This is a genomic window from Paenibacillus sp. strain BS8-2 (assembly GCF_054483835.1).
Genome location: NZ_CM137010.1, coordinates 3,829,190 through 3,844,355, shown reverse-complemented (window position 1 = coordinate 3,844,355; position 15,166 = coordinate 3,829,190). Strand labels below are relative to the sequence as shown.

At 50.0% G+C, this 15,166-nt stretch carries 11 protein-coding genes; 2 read left to right on the top strand and 9 right to left on the bottom strand.

Annotated features, from left to right (window positions below; translation table 11 throughout):
- Window positions 1–166: 166 nt before the first annotated feature.
- The 4 genes from ACX1C1_RS16275 to ACX1C1_RS16260 are packed head-to-tail and all read right to left on the bottom strand — an operon-like array spanning window position 167 to window position 4,139.
- The gene (locus ACX1C1_RS16275; protein WP_458953223.1) at window positions 167–1,453 is read right to left on the bottom strand and encodes an apiosidase-like domain-containing protein; all 1,287 of its coding nucleotides are present in this window, start codon (window positions 1,451–1,453) and stop codon (window positions 167–169) included.
- A 33-nt stretch (window positions 1,454–1,486) separates the two neighbouring features.
- Window positions 1,487–2,224, bottom strand: coding sequence for an amidohydrolase family protein (locus tag ACX1C1_RS16270; protein WP_458953222.1), 738 nt, complete (start codon window positions 2,222–2,224; stop codon window positions 1,487–1,489).
- The gene (locus ACX1C1_RS16265) at window positions 2,224–3,276 is read right to left on the bottom strand and encodes a Gfo/Idh/MocA family protein (protein WP_458953221.1); all 1,053 of its coding nucleotides are present in this window, start codon (window positions 3,274–3,276) and stop codon (window positions 2,224–2,226) included. Before ACX1C1_RS16265 ends, ACX1C1_RS16270 begins: the two co-directional genes overlap by 1 nt.
- 11 nt (window positions 3,277–3,287) lie before the next feature.
- On the bottom strand, window positions 3,288–4,139 hold the full coding sequence (locus ACX1C1_RS16260) for a phosphogluconate dehydrogenase C-terminal domain-containing protein (protein WP_458953220.1): 852 nt from the start codon (window positions 4,137–4,139) through the stop codon (window positions 3,288–3,290).
- 225 nt (window positions 4,140–4,364) lie between these two features.
- On the opposite strand from ACX1C1_RS16260, the gene ACX1C1_RS16255 reads away from it, so the two are divergent.
- Window positions 4,365–5,171, top strand: coding sequence for a sugar phosphate isomerase/epimerase family protein (locus ACX1C1_RS16255; RefSeq protein WP_458953219.1), 807 nt, complete (start codon window positions 4,365–4,367; stop codon window positions 5,169–5,171).
- An 11-nt stretch (window positions 5,172–5,182) separates the two neighbouring features.
- Window positions 5,183–5,818, top strand: a complete 636-nt coding sequence (locus ACX1C1_RS16250; RefSeq protein WP_458953218.1) for a GntR family transcriptional regulator — start codon at window positions 5,183–5,185, stop codon at window positions 5,816–5,818.
- Between the two features lie 262 nt (window positions 5,819–6,080).
- Here the strand turns inward: ACX1C1_RS16250 and ACX1C1_RS16245 are convergent, their stop codons facing one another.
- The 5 genes from ACX1C1_RS16245 to ACX1C1_RS16225 form a co-directional block, all read right to left on the bottom strand.
- Window positions 6,081–6,899 carry a sugar phosphate isomerase/epimerase family protein gene (locus tag ACX1C1_RS16245; protein ID WP_458953217.1) on the bottom strand — a complete coding sequence of 273 codons (819 nt, stop codon included), beginning with the start codon at window positions 6,897–6,899 and terminating at the stop codon, window positions 6,081–6,083.
- On the bottom strand, window positions 6,896–7,891 hold the full coding sequence (locus ACX1C1_RS16240) for a phytanoyl-CoA dioxygenase family protein (RefSeq protein WP_458953216.1): 996 nt from the start codon (window positions 7,889–7,891) through the stop codon (window positions 6,896–6,898). Before ACX1C1_RS16240 ends, ACX1C1_RS16245 begins: the two co-directional genes overlap by 4 nt.
- A gap of 101 nt (window positions 7,892–7,992) precedes the next feature.
- Complete coding sequence (locus ACX1C1_RS16235; protein ID WP_458953215.1) at window positions 7,993–8,901, bottom strand: helix-turn-helix transcriptional regulator; 909 nt, start codon at window positions 8,899–8,901, stop codon at window positions 7,993–7,995.
- A complete protein-coding gene (locus ACX1C1_RS16230) occupies window positions 8,898–9,119 on the bottom strand; it encodes a hypothetical protein (RefSeq protein ID WP_458953214.1) in 222 nt (73 codons plus the stop codon). The genes ACX1C1_RS16235 and ACX1C1_RS16230 overlap by 4 nt, the downstream gene beginning before the upstream one ends.
- 331 nt (window positions 9,120–9,450) lie before the next feature.
- On the bottom strand, window positions 9,451–15,147 hold the full coding sequence (locus ACX1C1_RS16225) for a CBM96 family carbohydrate-binding protein (RefSeq protein WP_458953213.1): 5,697 nt from the start codon (window positions 15,145–15,147) through the stop codon (window positions 9,451–9,453).
- Between the last annotated feature and the right edge of the window lie 19 nt (window positions 15,148–15,166).

Sequence of the window (15,166 nt, the reverse complement as noted above, 5' to 3'; positions counted from 1 at the left end):
TTTATTACACACTTGTATAATAAAATTGTAATTCATCTTGTCTATGAGGTCAATAGCTGCGACGCTCGAGCAGGGCGTACGATAACAGCAACAAGCCTTGCGTTAAACGCAAGGCTTGTTGCTGTTCGTATTCAGTCGCTGACCGTACATCCGTCATTCGGTACAATTATTTCCTTTGACCGATAATCAGGGTATCGGCATTCACTTGCAGCATAGCTATTGTGGCATGCCCCGCTTCGTTGCTGACGACCACAGGCTTGATAATGCGGCGTTCCGCAAGATCATAGGCCACAAGATCATAGCCCTTCAGGTCGAGCTTGATCTCAAGTCTTATCGCATACGGCACGTAGACAACAAACAAGGAATCATCCTCCTTGCTAGCCATCCGGATGCCTTCATACGAGGTGACAAGCTTGTCTTGTGCCGGTTCAAGCCCGAACATGTCGTATTGTTCATACAGATGTTTGCCATACCCTACATCCCATGCGCCAGGCAAACGCATAGCGGTATCCCAATCATACGGCGTCTTGGACCAGTGTTCGTTGTTGAAGGTGGATCCTTTGCGATGCCAGCACCAGATGCCATGGGCGCCATACGTAAAGCCGACCTTCGCGCCTGCAAGCAGGCTGGACCAGAACGCCAAGCGAACGGGGAAAGCGTCGAATCTGCCATAGATGTTGCCATGCCCATGTCCTTCGTACAGCGGCTCTGCATTCAAGATCGGTTTCTTGACAGGCTTGGCACGGAAAGCCTCCGCCAGCTCATAGGTCATTTTTTGCATGTCTAGGAGATGGCCGGACTGATACGTGTAGAAGTCAAGCTCAGGACTATTCACAATCTGGTCCGGAAGGTCGCTGCTGCAGCCTGCGATATGCATAGCCGTCAGCGCTTCGGGTTCGAATGCCTTTACATACTGCATGACTTGCATATAATGTTTGGTCGCTTCTTCGTTGCGGAAATCAGTATCTCCGCTAATAAAGTAGATGGGATTAAATTCATGGAACGTGTCTACAACTTTTTTGGTATACGCTTCTAGACAATGGAACGGAATGACATGGGAGCTGCCCGTTTGATCCGCCATCCAGTTTCCTGGAGCATAGTTGCCCCATAACACAACCAGACATGGCTTCATACCGCGCTTGTCCATCATTTCGACCATGTGACGCGCACGCTCGAAGAATGCATCGTTAATGCGTTCGAAATCCCATGACCCGTCCGGATTGGTGTGGAATGGCGTCAAGTCGATATAGCTGTCGCTTGCATCATGCAAGATAGGCAATACGGAAATCTGCATCACATTAAAGCCTTGTTGCTCCCGATAGTCCAGGAATGTCTCCCATTCATCAAGGCGAGCGTTGGAGAAGACGCTCCAAGCGGTATCCGCCAGGTAAAAATATTCTTGTCCGGTTTGTGTAACAAAACGATCGTTGTGTGGTGAACGTTGAAGCTTCATGAGCATTGTCCTCCTTTGATTCCGTTGAGTTGGTTATGAGAAATAAATGCGTCGAGCCGTACCATTAAAGACGTCCTCCTGCTGTTCGACGGTTAATCCGCAGGTTCTCACCTTGGCGATTTCCGTTCCCGCATTGTCTGCGTGGTCGGTACCGAACATAAAACGATCCGCACCTACTTCATCGGACCAGTGCTTCAGATTAAAGCCTGCAGTCCAGGTAATGTCGGCCGTCAGGTTGTCATGACGCCGCATAGCCGCAATCGTCTCTCCCGCCATGATCATCATGCCGCAGTGTGCCATTACGATTTGCACATCCGGATACCGCTCGGCTGTTTCAATCAGGTTGGATGGGTTGGCAAAAGGAATGCCTGCGCCCGTATGAACCATAACAGGAATGTTCAGCTTGCGAGCGAGCCCCAGCACTCTGTTGCCGGCTGCGCCGTTCGGATTGACCGCATGAGCGAAGGTATGAATTTTCACTCCGATAAATCCAAGCTCCTCCACACAACGGCGAAGCTCCCTCTCGTAGACAATCTCCGGCAAATGCGGATTGGGATTCGCCATCCCAAAAAATTTGCCAGGGTACGTCTTGCAAACCTCCGCAATCACATTATGCTGAATGACAACACGCTCTAGATCATGACAGGAGGCTGGCTGAAGAATGGTACGCGATATGTCGAATTGATGGTGCTTATCGAGCTGCTCCTCCAGCGTGAAATCCTCATCAAACACATGGTCATAGCCCAGATGGGCATGTACATCAATGATCATTACATCCCATCCTGTCCTAAAGAAATAGTTTTGTGAGCTTTTGCGCTCTCGTACACCGAGAAAATCATCTCAAGTGTGTGCAGATTATCTTCACCGCTCGTCTGGAACTCCGATCCGTCATTCAGGCATTGAATGAAATGAGACTGCAAGCGATAGTGGCTTTCCTCATGATCCAGAATGGCATGCTCCAGTACCGTCCGTTCGCTGCCACCATCCTTGGAGACGACAGTAATGCGTCCGTCGGTATACAGCTTCAGCGTACCCTGCTCCCCGTCAATGACAAGCTGCTCCAGATGGACCGGTCCGACTTTGGAGCCAAGCGGCTCATCAAGCTTCTGCCGTGTCGCCCAGCTCATGTCCATGAAGCCATAGAAGCCTTCATGTCCGAGTACGACAATGCCGCTGTCCTCCCCCTTCACATAAGGGCTGATGCTGGCTGTTTCCGCTGTCAGTCTAAGCGGCTGACCGAACAGAAAACGCCAGGTGTCGAACCAGTGCGCCCCCATCTCGTAGAACAACAGCCGCGGCATATCCCGGAAGAATGGCTGCGGCAATTCAACATCCGGTGCCATGCGAGGCGTATAATAATCCGTATGAATGTATCTTGCCACATGAATCCGGCCAAGCTCTCCGCTGTCAATGATCTGCTTGATGGTTTGGAACGGCATCAGCCAGCGCCAGTTTTCTGTCACCATTAACCTCACGCCTGCCGTCTTGACACATTCGACCATCTGCTTCGCATCCTCAACAGACGATGCGAACGGCTTCTGGCACATGATCTGCTTGCCTGCTGCCGCTGCCTTGGCAACAAATTCAAGATGAGTTTCGGTGCCCGTTACAATATCTACGATATCGATGTCGGCTTTAGCTAACATTTCGTCTATGCTTGGGTATAGCTGACTTTCATCCAAGCCAAATTGCTTGGCCTTCTGAACCATCTTCTCCTTCGAGCGATTGCAGAGCGCCGTAACGGTTACACCCGGAATACGAGCCCATGCCTTCAAGTGCTTGTCCGACCAGAACCCCGTCCCGACGAGTCCTACCTTCAACATGGCAATCCCTCCTACTTCTTATCCAGATGAAGCATGAGACGCAGCACTTCATCCAACGATTCTTTCGTAAACACTTCTTTCCAATCCGGCTTGAATATTTTCTCGTAGCCGTAATCAATTGCGATTTTGGCTGCATCAGAGAACGGATTGACATTATTAAAGGCAATCGCCAGCGGAATTTGGATATGTCCTAGCATAAATGAACGTGCCGCCGCTTCGGGAACGCCCATCTTGATAACCTCATCCATCGCTTCCTTCATAATACACGCCGCTGCTGCCGCAACAACCTCGGCGGCCGCAGGCTCCAGAAGCGCCATCTGCTCAACGGTGATCCGATGGCATACAACGACCGGCGCAAACATACGCACGCAGATTTGCTCTGCAATCTCGAATTTATCCATGTCGCCTCTGTGAAGCGCGATTACGATATCCTGCTTCGCCGCAATACCGCCAAACATATCCTTGCGCGCCTCCGGCGAATCCTGCTCCTCGAATAACGCCGGATGACAGGGATGCGTAACGACATAGGTGCAGTCCTCCCGCATGGCAACCTGGTCGGCATAAGCTGCTGCCGGGTCCAATAAAATAACAGTCGCTCCCGATTTCACATCAGGCATAATACCTGTCGTAATTTTGCCAATCAAAGCATCCGGAACGGCCAGAATAACATAATCCGCATGTTGCAATGCCTCTTCGTTTGGTGTAACCCGCATCCCGTTTTCTTGTATACGGGCAATCCCAGCTTCTGCTTGCTCGCACAACATCAAATTATAGTCATGTTTCCTTAAATTGTTCGTAATTCGAGTACCCATCTTGCCGCCTGCTCCAATAATGGCGATGTTGATCTGTTGTTCATGTGTCATTGCTGCACATCTCCTTTGCATTCGCAATCAATTTCATTCCAAATCCTATTCCAAAATCCTTTATTCCAACACAGTATATCAAACGTACATATTGTATTCAAGATGTATACAATCAAAGAACATACATAGTACAATGTCATTTGCATTTCATCGTTATTCTTGGTATTGTTAGTGCACATCGCGAGTATTCGCAAAGAATTGAATTCACTTCACGGAGGCATATCGATGAAACTCGGACTAAGCTCTTACACATTAACATGGTCAATTGGCGTCCCGAATTATGACAAGCCTTTACATCCGCTTTCCGGCATCGGACTTATCGAACGTGCTGCCAAGGAAGGGCTTGGCCTTGTACAGATTGCGGATAATATCCCCTTGCATCAATGTACGATAGAAGATCGGGCAGCAATGAAGGCGCGAGCAGATCAATTGAACATTGCGCTGGAAATCGGCACCAGAGGCACTGAGCCCACTCATATGGTAGAATATCTAGAAATCGCCATGCAGCTTGATTCGCCAATTGTTCGCACCATTATTACGACACCCGATATGGAGCAGGCATACCAAGATTTGCGCGAGGTTCTGCCGAACTACGAACGGAACAACATTACAATCGCCGTCGAGAATCATGGCATGCATACAACTTCCGAGCTGATTCAATTGTTCCAAAGACTGAACAGCCAACATATCGGCTGCTGCCTCGACACAGTCAACTCGTTTAGCGCATTGGAGAGTCCCGATACCGTCATTGAAAAGTTGATGCCGTATCTCGTTAATCTGCATATTAAGGATTTCGACGTTAAGCGAGTCGATCACCAGATGGGCTTTGTTGTACTGGGTACAGCTGCCGGCCATGGACGATTGGATATACCATCATTGAAGGTGAAAGCCCAGACGTCTAATTCTCATGCAACTGCAATACTGGAGCTGTGGACGCCATTCACCCAGTCGGTTGAGCAAACCATTGAGTTAGAAGAACAGTGGCTGAACGATAGTATGCATTACTTCCGCTCCATCGCATTTCAATCATAAGGGGACAACCTATGAACACAGTGACACTAAAGGACAAAGCATATACGGAATTGAAGCAGCTGCTGCTAGATGGCGACATCAGCAGCAGCGAGCAATTAACGGAAAAGCATCTGGTCGAACAGCTTCAGATGAGCCGCACTCCCGTTCGATCTGCATTGGATCGATTGGCTGCGGAGGGTCTGCTTGCCTGCACGCCAAATCGCGGATACAGCATTCCCGAACTTTCCTTGCAGAAGGTAAGCGACTACTTTGATTACAGAATTGCATTAGAATCTCACATTGTATACAAATTAGCGAATCGGAGCTTATCACCTCAGGAGGAGAGCTCGCTCCGCAGCAACTTGGAACAACAGCTTGATGCAGTAGCCAAAAAAGATTATTCATCCTTTACCAAATGCGACCTCGCCTTTCATCAGCTGCTCGCACAGATTTATGACAATGCCGAAATGCTGGCGATGGTGGAAAATCTCCAAGACCGCCTCTATCAAATCGGGTTGAAGGTGCTGCGCAGAGACCATACCCGCATTGAAACTTCATATGAGGACCACAGACAGCTGCTAGAGCTCATCCTTGCCGAGGATGGCGAAGCGGCTAGAGCATTGATGGTCAAGCACTTGGAATACGGGGCTAGAATCTTAATTGTCTAGCCCCTTTTTCTTTTGAGCTTTCTAGTTGCAAGCCCTATGATTTGCCGATTATCGATAATCCTGCGGTGTCATACCGACTAATTTTTTGATGAAAAACCCCGCCGGAGAAATCAACTCCAGCGGGGTAAATAGTTTGTATTCATATGATGACAAATCATATTCCTTCTATATTCCAATGGCGTAATACCAATAAACTTTTTGAACTGACCATTGAAGCAGATTAATTCGACTCACTCCATACTGACCTGTCCATGAACTCAACCTACGAGCTCCAAAAGCTGCTGTTGAATTTCGCCTTCACCTGATCCGTCATCCACTCGTTCACTTCCCACAAGTCCGCAACCGGCTTGTTACTGAATGGATCGGTCGGCATGTAGCCAGGTGGGCCGAATTCGGCCGTGAAGGTCGCCACCTGCTTGCCCGACTCTCTCTGAAGTGAGAAGATACGCTCCCACCAGCCAAAGAACAAACCCAGCTCCTTCTCGAAGTAAGGCGATGCCGGATGTGGCACTTGAGGTCCTTCCGGGAAACCGATGCGGCCGTGAACATGCACCGTCCTCCTCATCGCAAGCTCGAGCGCTTCCTTCTGATCCTCCAGATGAGACTCGCAGACGTTCATCCAGTGACTGAAATCCGCCGTGATCCGAAGCTCGGGAAATTGGTTCAGCAGCCTTGCAGTCGTCCATGGAGTGAACATCGCACGTCCGCGATGCGTTTCGTGTCCGACCTGAATGCCAGCCTTCTGCTCAATCTCAAGCGCTTGCTCGTAGAAGCGATCCTGGTCAGACTCGCTCATGCTGTCCTTGGCGCTATGGCAGACGACCAATACCGGATCGAAGCCTGCGGCACGTTGTATCTGCTCCTCGAAGCTTCTGATGTGATCCCCATTTGTGAATGTCTGAATAATATAAGATAATCCGTTCTGCTTAAGTGCCTGCTTGAAACCCGCCTCGTCCTCGAGACTAGGCATCGGAGCTTCGACACCCGTATAACCCGCTTCAGCGGCACGCTTCAGCAGCGTCTCATACGTTCCTTCAAGTCCCCATAATGCCTTGAATACATGTAACTTCAATTCGTTCACTCCTTCGTCATGCCCATTGGCATCATCATACCATTGTCCATGCCCATCATCGATAGGCTTTGGCCAACCTCGTCCTCATCCGTGAGATAGACCTCCGTACCGAAAGCAGGCTCCGCATACGGCTGCGAAGTGCTTCCTCTGGCCAGAATTTGGCGGTAGTTGCCAGAGTCGCCCTCGAACTCGTCATGATCCCACGGCACCCAGGAACGCGCGTTGCAATAATGGCATACGTACGAACGGCGATACCGCTCCTTCGTCCGGTTCGGGTACGAACGGTGAAACAGATGCGAATGGAAGAACAAGACGTCTCCCGCGCTCATCCTCACCGGAATGGCTGGAGGATACTTCGCTACAACCTTAGACAATGTGTTCACTTCATCGTTTATATTACTGACGTTCTGTACCGCCTGCAAGTCGCTGAAGGAGTCCAGCGCGTGAACATTGCCTCCCCCGATACCGTCGGGAGGATACACCGGCTCATGATTCGAACCCGGCACGACCCACAGACAGCCGTTCTCCTCATCGACCTCCTCCAGTGCGACCCAAGCGCCGAGCAGCGTGTCGGGATGCGTCCGGATATAGCAGGAATCCTGATGCCAGCCTTGACCGCCCTTCCCCGGCGGGTTCAAGAACATCATGGATTGAAGCGCATACACGTCGGGCCCAATCAGCGCTTCCGTTACGTCGAGAATGCGCGGGTTCAGCATGCCTCTCTCTGCTGCCGCATTGACGCGGGATAACATATGGATTCTTGTTGCGGTGGCGAATTCATCTTTTAAAGGATCATTGCTGTTCGCGTTAGGTTTCGATACGGGCTTCTCGCTGCTTCGCCTGGATTCCTCCGCCAACTCGAACAGCTCGGCGACTTCCTGCGAACCCAGCAAGCCGCGAACGATCAAATAACCATCTTTATGATATTGCTTATACTGCTCTACGCTAACGAGGTAACGGTCAGCTCTTTGCTTGGATTTCGGATAATAGAACTTCCCCATCTCTAGTGCCTCCCTTATACAATGACTAATGACACACACACCTTCATTGTAAGGGAAGTACTGATATCATCTCCATGGCACGACACCTGCAATTGATGGAATTATTTGATATGAGGATCATGAACAATAACAAGTCGATTGGCCAAATAACGTGTATCAAGAGCCGTCACTAACGGTTCTGCAGTATGGCGGTACAAAGGAGCGTTGCAGCGCCTGATATACTCCGAGGCCGTAATGCCTCGTATTTTCTTGTACATTTTTGAGAAATGATGCTCGTCCTTGAATCCTACTTGATATGCAATTTGTTTGATCGTCCCTTCGCCTCTCAGCATCCAATCCTCCGCTCTACGGAGTCTCAGATCCAGCAGGAATCGCTTTGGCGTCATACCGACAGAAGAGGTGAATATGCGGGTGAAATGCTCATGTGACCACCCCGACAGTGCCGCAACCTCCTCAATGCTGATCCTCTCGGCAAGCCGCTTGGTCATAACATCGATCGCTTGCTGCACAGGGACTGGCAGACTCTCCGCAGCATTGGGCAAATAATCGCCCGATGAAACCAGTTCGTCCAGAAGCGTCATCGTCAAGACCGACAGTCTGCGATGCCAATACTGAGGCTGATGATTCGCTGTCCAGAACAGCTTTTTCATGAATCCGGGAACTAATGGATTGTGACTGATCGGGAAAACCGAAGGCCCCTCCAGTATGCTGCTATACCATGGTTCGTTGTTTCTTAGTTCGGAATATTCGAAATGAACGAACAAATGACGGACGTTTTTGTTGGGATCGAAACGGTATTGATGTAAATCTCCCGGCCTCGTCAGAAGGATACAGGGCATGTTCAGATCAGTTGACTCACCGCAGACGGTATACGTTGTGCCCGTTCCTTCGGGGAAATACACGAATTCAAAATCCGGGATCGTGCGAGGACCGAGCACAAAACCCGCTTGCACCCATAAATCCCCTACAGAATGAATACGGGGCAAGCTCATTTCGTTCCTTTCCGTCATTGCCTCGTCCTCGCTTCGATGAATGATTGCTCCCGGAGCTTGTCTTCTACTAATTCCTTCATATTGACAATCGTGGAGCATCTGTTCATCTCTTCGGCTGTTACAAGTTCCTTGACTTCACCATCTGCTCGAAGAAACACGCAGGGATATGCCGTTACCGGGAGGTCCGCGGGAAGCTCATCCAGATGAAGAAATTGAACAGTATATGCTGTTCGCAACTTATGAATAAACCTCTTCCACTCTCGCTTCATGCCAACAGGACCATAAGTAATGGCACATAGTCGGCAACTATAGGTCTCAGGCGACAGATATTTGTGAACGGAATCCATAAGGCCATTAACGATTCCACTGTTAGCATGATAAACAAACACAAGCTCAGCTATTGCGAACACCTTCTCTATGTCCGATAATTGTGTTCATTATATCATACTACAGGGTGCTGCTATGATCCCTTTCACCCGAAACAAAAAGAAGACATCTCTACCCCAATCATGAGTAGGATGTCTTCTTTTGGGGTTTCTTTCGGCTGTCCTGCAACGTTACTTTACATTAAGGATTTATGAACGCCAGCTTAAGCAATAAACGGTCTAATGTTACAGCTGCTTCGCCACGAGTTGCGAGATGGTCAGGCGCAAATACAGAATCTTGTTTGCCTAACATCAAACCAGCTTGAACCGCTTGCGTAACGGCAGCTTGTGCCCATTCACTTATTTGATGCGCATCCTGCCACACCATGCTCGATGAAGCTGTGCGATTGGACAGGTTATGCTCCGTTACTTGTACATAACCCATAGCTCGCACAAGCATCATAGCCATTTCCTCGCGTGTAATGGTCTGATTCGGCTTGAAGCTGCCATCCTCATAGCCATAAATGAGGCCAGCGCTTGTGCCAGCCATAACCGTTGCGGCAAACCAGTCCTCCTCACGAACGTCAACGAATGAGCCGCCGGCATCGTCTGCGGATAGTCCAAGTCCGCGCACTAGCAGCGCGTTAAACTCCGCTCTTGTGATGGAACGATTCGGACGATAATCGCCTTCCGGATATCCAGTTGTCAATAAGTTGGCTGACAGCCGGTTTATTGCATCCTGTGCGAAATGTCCTTCCAGATCGCTGAATGACACCTCAGGCGTGCTCACGACTGTATAAATGCTGTTGCCATCCCTTTTCAGCTCGGCAATTGCACCTCCGTCCTCCCTATGGATAACAGTCGGAACAAAGCTGAAGGAATTGTCAGCAGGATGATACAGCACGCCGGTAAGGCGAGAGGTATCCGTATTGGAATCAAGCTTAATAAATCGAGACAAGTAGCTGCCTGGGAAGCTGTTCAGCTCTTTGACCTGGTTGCCCGCAATTACCTCAATGCTGAAATGTACGGCCGGCGCTGCTACTTCCAACCCGCTGCGTGCAGCAGATTCCAGCATGGACGTTCTTACTGAGCCTTCTTCTATGATCTCCATACGGATCTGAAGAGAAGCATCTGCCGCTTCTACGCCTAAATCTTTCAGCGCTGCCGTCCAGTCTACCGCATCCAGGCGCAGATCATAAGATACTTCTTCAGATTTAATAGTAATCGTCAAATCTCCCAGCTGGGCACGCAGTATGTCGAGGGACGCGACCGGAATACTTACCGCCTTGCCAGCTGCTTGGTCCGTCATATTGACAATAAGCCTTTGTTTGTCCGCTGGCATATTCTTGAGACGTTCAACGGTCCGTTCTACCTCGGTCTTATCTTGCAGCACCTTGACTGCAGCCTCTTGTGCGCCTGGAGCTTGCGGGGCGATAACGGACTCCAGTCCCTCGTCCACTTCATTCCAGGTCTCTGTATGGCCATTGCCAGGTGCAGACGGAATACTATTGTCATCTGGCGTTGTTTCAGGAGATTCCTCTTCATATTCAAACACTAAGAGTGGCTTGAAATTGGATTCTTTACTAGACAGGGAGACCAGTGCCTCCTGCGTGACCGGGTTTAATCGGAAGCTGATCATCGTTTCGTTTTGCTCCAGTTGATTCAGCACGTACTCTGTCACATCGACACTTACCCATTGCAATGTTTTGTTGAATGCAATATCTCCTGCTTTATCGCCAAGTTCAGGCACATTAGACCAGTTAACCGCATTTTCGTTCCACTCCGCAGAGGTTCCGAACAATTCGGCCCAATATGGCTGATCGCCAAGTGCGCTGTTTGGATCATCTTTGACATTGCCATATAACTTCAGCACTACTTTATCCGGCAATTCTGTTATACCCGTGACATCGAACTTGAACAGCGGGAGCCTGATGTAATCAATGCCTTGTGGATTAGTCGATTTCATCGGAAGCTCAGCAGCGCTGCCATAGTTGCTGCCCGCATATTGACCTCCCCGAATATAGCTGTCAGCCGATGGAATCATGGAAATTTTATTGGGGTCGGTGACTGTCACTGGCACACGTATCGACTTGGTCGTATGATTTATTGTAGATTCGATACCGATTACGGCATTGCCTTCGCTTACTCCCGTTACCACTCCACTGGCGCTCACAGCAGCAACCGCTGGATCACTTGAATAGTAGACTGTGGTGGATGAGCCCGTCGCTGACACCTCCGAATTGTCGCTAAGCAGCGCTTGCACAATCCATTGTGCCGCTTCCTTTACCTGCAGCTGCTTCTTACCTTCAACCGTCAGGCTCTTCACCGTAACTTGGCCAGCATCAGGGTGAGTGACGCCATCAATCTGCACTTCAGTAATACTGTTCCAGCCATTGGCTGTATTGCCATAGCCGACAATTCGAATATACTTGGCGCTAGGTGGCTGAATATGGTCTGGATCGTTAATATTCGCATTGAGAGTGAACGTCTCCAGCTCCGACGTTGCTCCCCCGCTGCGGCCGCTGTATACCTTCGAATAATGGACACCATCCAACGAAGTTTCGATATCGAAGATCGTTTGTCTCGTATGACCATTAAAGAATGCGATCCCAACTTCCTCGATGGTTCTAGGCGTTTCTCCTAAATAATAGCGGATCCACTGCGGCGTATTGTTCTCATACATGGCCGACCACCGGGTCGACAGGCTGCCATCCAGCGTATTCTCCGGTGCATTGCCATCGCTGCCGTTAGCGGTTACGACTAGCGTCTTGCTTATCGCATAATTGAAATGCACATGATATACGCGCTCCGCAAGCGATTCGTCATGCGAGGTTACTGTAATTATCGCAGTACCAGGCAAACCCGCTGCTTGCTCCATCTCAATATGAATATTTGCATCTGTGCTTGACGCAGTCACGATAGGCGCTGCTGAAGCGCTGTCTTCAACCGTCACATCGTACGTATATTGACCAGGAGCAAAATCGGGCAATACAGTACCGTCGACCGACAAACTGTCCAACTGAGCAGGCGTCTCTTCGTTCAGTGTCCAAGCTTCCAAATCTGCTACTGCCGGCAGTTCAGTCGGTAATGACTCCCCTTCTCTTAATGGCACAAACCAAACGGCAAGCTGGAGTTCGCTGACGTTCTGGGCATGAATGGCCAGCTTCTTCAGGCCCGAACGATCATATTCACCGCTGCCGGTAGTGTCTGGCGAGCTCAGGAGCGGTTCGGCATCGCGCAGCGTGAACGAGAGCCCTTCCTCCGGTGTCAATATACGCGCCCACAACCGCTTGTCGCCAAGCGTAAGGATCGCGGATTGCCCGTCTTCCGCTACCTTCACGTTTGTTCCGGTATGCATAAACCACCATACGTCGGATGGCTCCGTAAACGACATCTCATCCTGCAACAGCACTTGTCTGCGATGATCAAACAATTGAATGCCTCGTTTGACGGAGCCCCCCGAATCTCTGACCTCATCATAAACCGGAGTCAAATCGGATATGGCATACGCCTCGTCATCGTCGCTGTTCATCGTATCGATCTTTGCCGTGCCGAGTAACGTCTGCTCTTGCTCGGTCCCAGCATTAATCACAAGTACATTTTGCCCTTCCGCACGTTTACGATAGTAGTTCCAGCGCCTGCCGTCTTCCCCTTCGTCAAAATAATTCGGTACTGCATAGCTCTCGGCACCCAGCTCCTCGGCCCAGCGTACGCCCAGTGCATCCAACACAAATGTACCGACATCTAGATCGCTGTGCGTCACATTGTTAGTGCCCGCTTTAAACCCGACATAAGTGGCATTGGGCTGCTCCCAGCCGCTGCGGAAGGAAACGCTCTCAACATTACGGAAATAATCATCGAGCGGCAATTCCGCTTCAATGGGACTCTGCGACGAGGCAAACGGATTATAATAAATGATATCCTTGTAATCCCCGCTTGTCAGATTGCTCTCTCTCCATCCATTCAGCACAGGTTGATTGAACTGTTCGGCAAGCCAGAAGAACTCAGCCGAACGCACCGTCCCATTGCCCGCATCGCCAAAGTGGAAGGACTTGTCCGTTGGTCCAGTCATATAGATCGGGAAGTATCCTGTATTGTTTATGCCCTCAAACTCCTCCAACCCAAAGGTGGTGCCAAGAGCAGACTCCAGCGACGCCATATATTCCACCAAATACTTGATCGAGTAATACCAATACGTTACGCTCTCTACCCAGCCGCCATCCGGTGCGAATTCGGCAAGTGAAACTTCCATGGAAGCAAGGCCGCTGTCAATTACTTCTTGAGCCAGCTCCGGATATTCATCGGCAATGGCGAGTGCGCCCATACCAAGGCCGCCGTTGGCAACCAGGTTCCAGTTGCTCTTGGTCGATAACCAGCCATGACGATTCCAGTCGCCTGTTGCGCCGCGGTACGTTTCAAGCCCAACATTCAGACCTTTGTTCAGCAAGGCGGTTCTGACTGTCGTCCGCTGCTCCGCGCTCAAATAGTCATATAGCCAATCGTAGCCGATGGCTACAGCAGCTGTCATCTCAGCCGTGTCGAGGAAGTGGCCGGGATTCCAGTCTGGAAACGCCGGTGATGATACCGCCTCCAGCTCCTTCCATGCACGTTCGGCATATTCGGTCGCTCCCTCCAGACGGTATACCATTGCGAGCTGCATAATACGATCTTTGACGGATCGGCTAATAGGAAGCAGTTGATCGGCGCTTTCCTTGTTGTACGTATTCACTGGCGTATAAAGCAGTGCCGTCGCATCACCCTTAACCTTGGTGTACCACTCCAAGTAAGGCGATTCCGTCAATCGATTTTGCATAATCTCCCAATCATCCGCTGTTGCGAGCAATCGTGGATGCTCAAGCTTCAGCGTTTCGATTCGGCTGTAAGCGCTTAAATCAATGGTGCCATTTAATAACTCTGTTTCAATTGGAAGCTCAATAGCTCCACCTGACAAACCCTTTAACGTTCCTGCAGCTACTCGAATACGATTGTCGCTTCCGGCCAGACCTTGTTGCAGCGTTATGCTCAGCTGATTGCCGTCCGTAATGGCAACGGTATCCAAGTCGCTCAGCGGCGAGAAGTCCTCCCCATCGCGTGATAGCGCTACGCCAGCTTTCAGATCAGCGGTATTTGCTTCAATGTTCATATCGAAACCAAGGATAATCGTCATAAAGTCGGCAGACACCTGTGCACCCGTGTAGGCAGCAACAGCAGGTTCAGTAGCCGGCTCATCCGGGATGTACGTTATCATTAACCGCGGCTGTTTGTTAGCGCTTACGGCTGTCGGATGATCTTTGGCATATAGAATAGCAAAGCTGGTATTAGCGCCTTGCAACATAATAGACGCTATGCTGTCACCCATATGTTCAGCAACAATATAATTGGTGATGTCCCACTCAGCGGAGCTATCCTTTACGACGGTCTTTGGAGATGCAATTTGTTCTCCTGCTTCATAACCTGAATTCCAGGTCATATTCGTCTCGGTCCATCCGTCACCCAGCCCCGCAGACGTTTTATACAAACCGACCATTGCACCATCCACTGAATCTGATTTGGCGTGCACCTCGAGCTTTGCCTCGGTAATAACACCGTTAAGCCCGCTTAAATCAAATTTTAATAACGATTTTTTTTGACCTTGCGGATAACCCGGATTATCGCGAGCAAGAAGCTCGTTCTTGTAATTGAAATTGCGATTGCGTTCATCCATGTCTGTATTGTAGAAACCCGAAATATAGGTGTCATCTGTCGGTATTAGGGAAACAACAACCGGTTCGGCAGCTCCAGCTTCATCGGCATAGATAATCGTCGGGCTCGTGAATAGCTGCGGCACCGTAAGACAGACGGCGAGAACGAGCGCGACATAACGCCGCGCCGCTCGTTTCCTGTTTATGTTCATCATCATCCTATTAACCTCCTATTAA

Excerpts from the sequence above, each read along its gene's own strand:
- ACX1C1_RS16255 (WP_458953219.1), top strand. The coding sequence starts at position 4,365 with ATGAAACTCGGACTAAGCTCTTACACATTAACATGGTCAATTGGCGTC.
- ACX1C1_RS16260 (WP_458953220.1), bottom strand. The coding sequence starts at position 4,139 with ATGACACATGAACAACAGATCAACATCGCCATTATTGGAGCAGGCGGC.
- ACX1C1_RS16225 (WP_458953213.1), bottom strand. The coding sequence starts at position 15,147 with ATGATGATGAACATAAACAGGAAACGAGCGGCGCGGCGTTATGTCGCG.
- ACX1C1_RS16240 (WP_458953216.1), bottom strand. The coding sequence starts at position 7,891 with ATGGGGAAGTTCTATTATCCGAAATCCAAGCAAAGAGCTGACCGTTAC.
- ACX1C1_RS16265 (WP_458953221.1), bottom strand. The coding sequence starts at position 3,276 with ATGTTGAAGGTAGGACTCGTCGGGACGGGGTTCTGGTCGGACAAGCAC.
- ACX1C1_RS16235 (WP_458953215.1), bottom strand. The coding sequence starts at position 8,901 with ATGACGGAAAGGAACGAAATGAGCTTGCCCCGTATTCATTCTGTAGGG.
- ACX1C1_RS16270 (WP_458953222.1), bottom strand. The coding sequence starts at position 2,224 with ATGATCATTGATGTACATGCCCATCTGGGCTATGACCATGTGTTTGAT.
- ACX1C1_RS16250 (WP_458953218.1), top strand. The coding sequence starts at position 5,183 with ATGAACACAGTGACACTAAAGGACAAAGCATATACGGAATTGAAGCAG.
- ACX1C1_RS16275 (WP_458953223.1), bottom strand. The coding sequence starts at position 1,453 with ATGAAGCTTCAACGTTCACCACACAACGATCGTTTTGTTACACAAACC.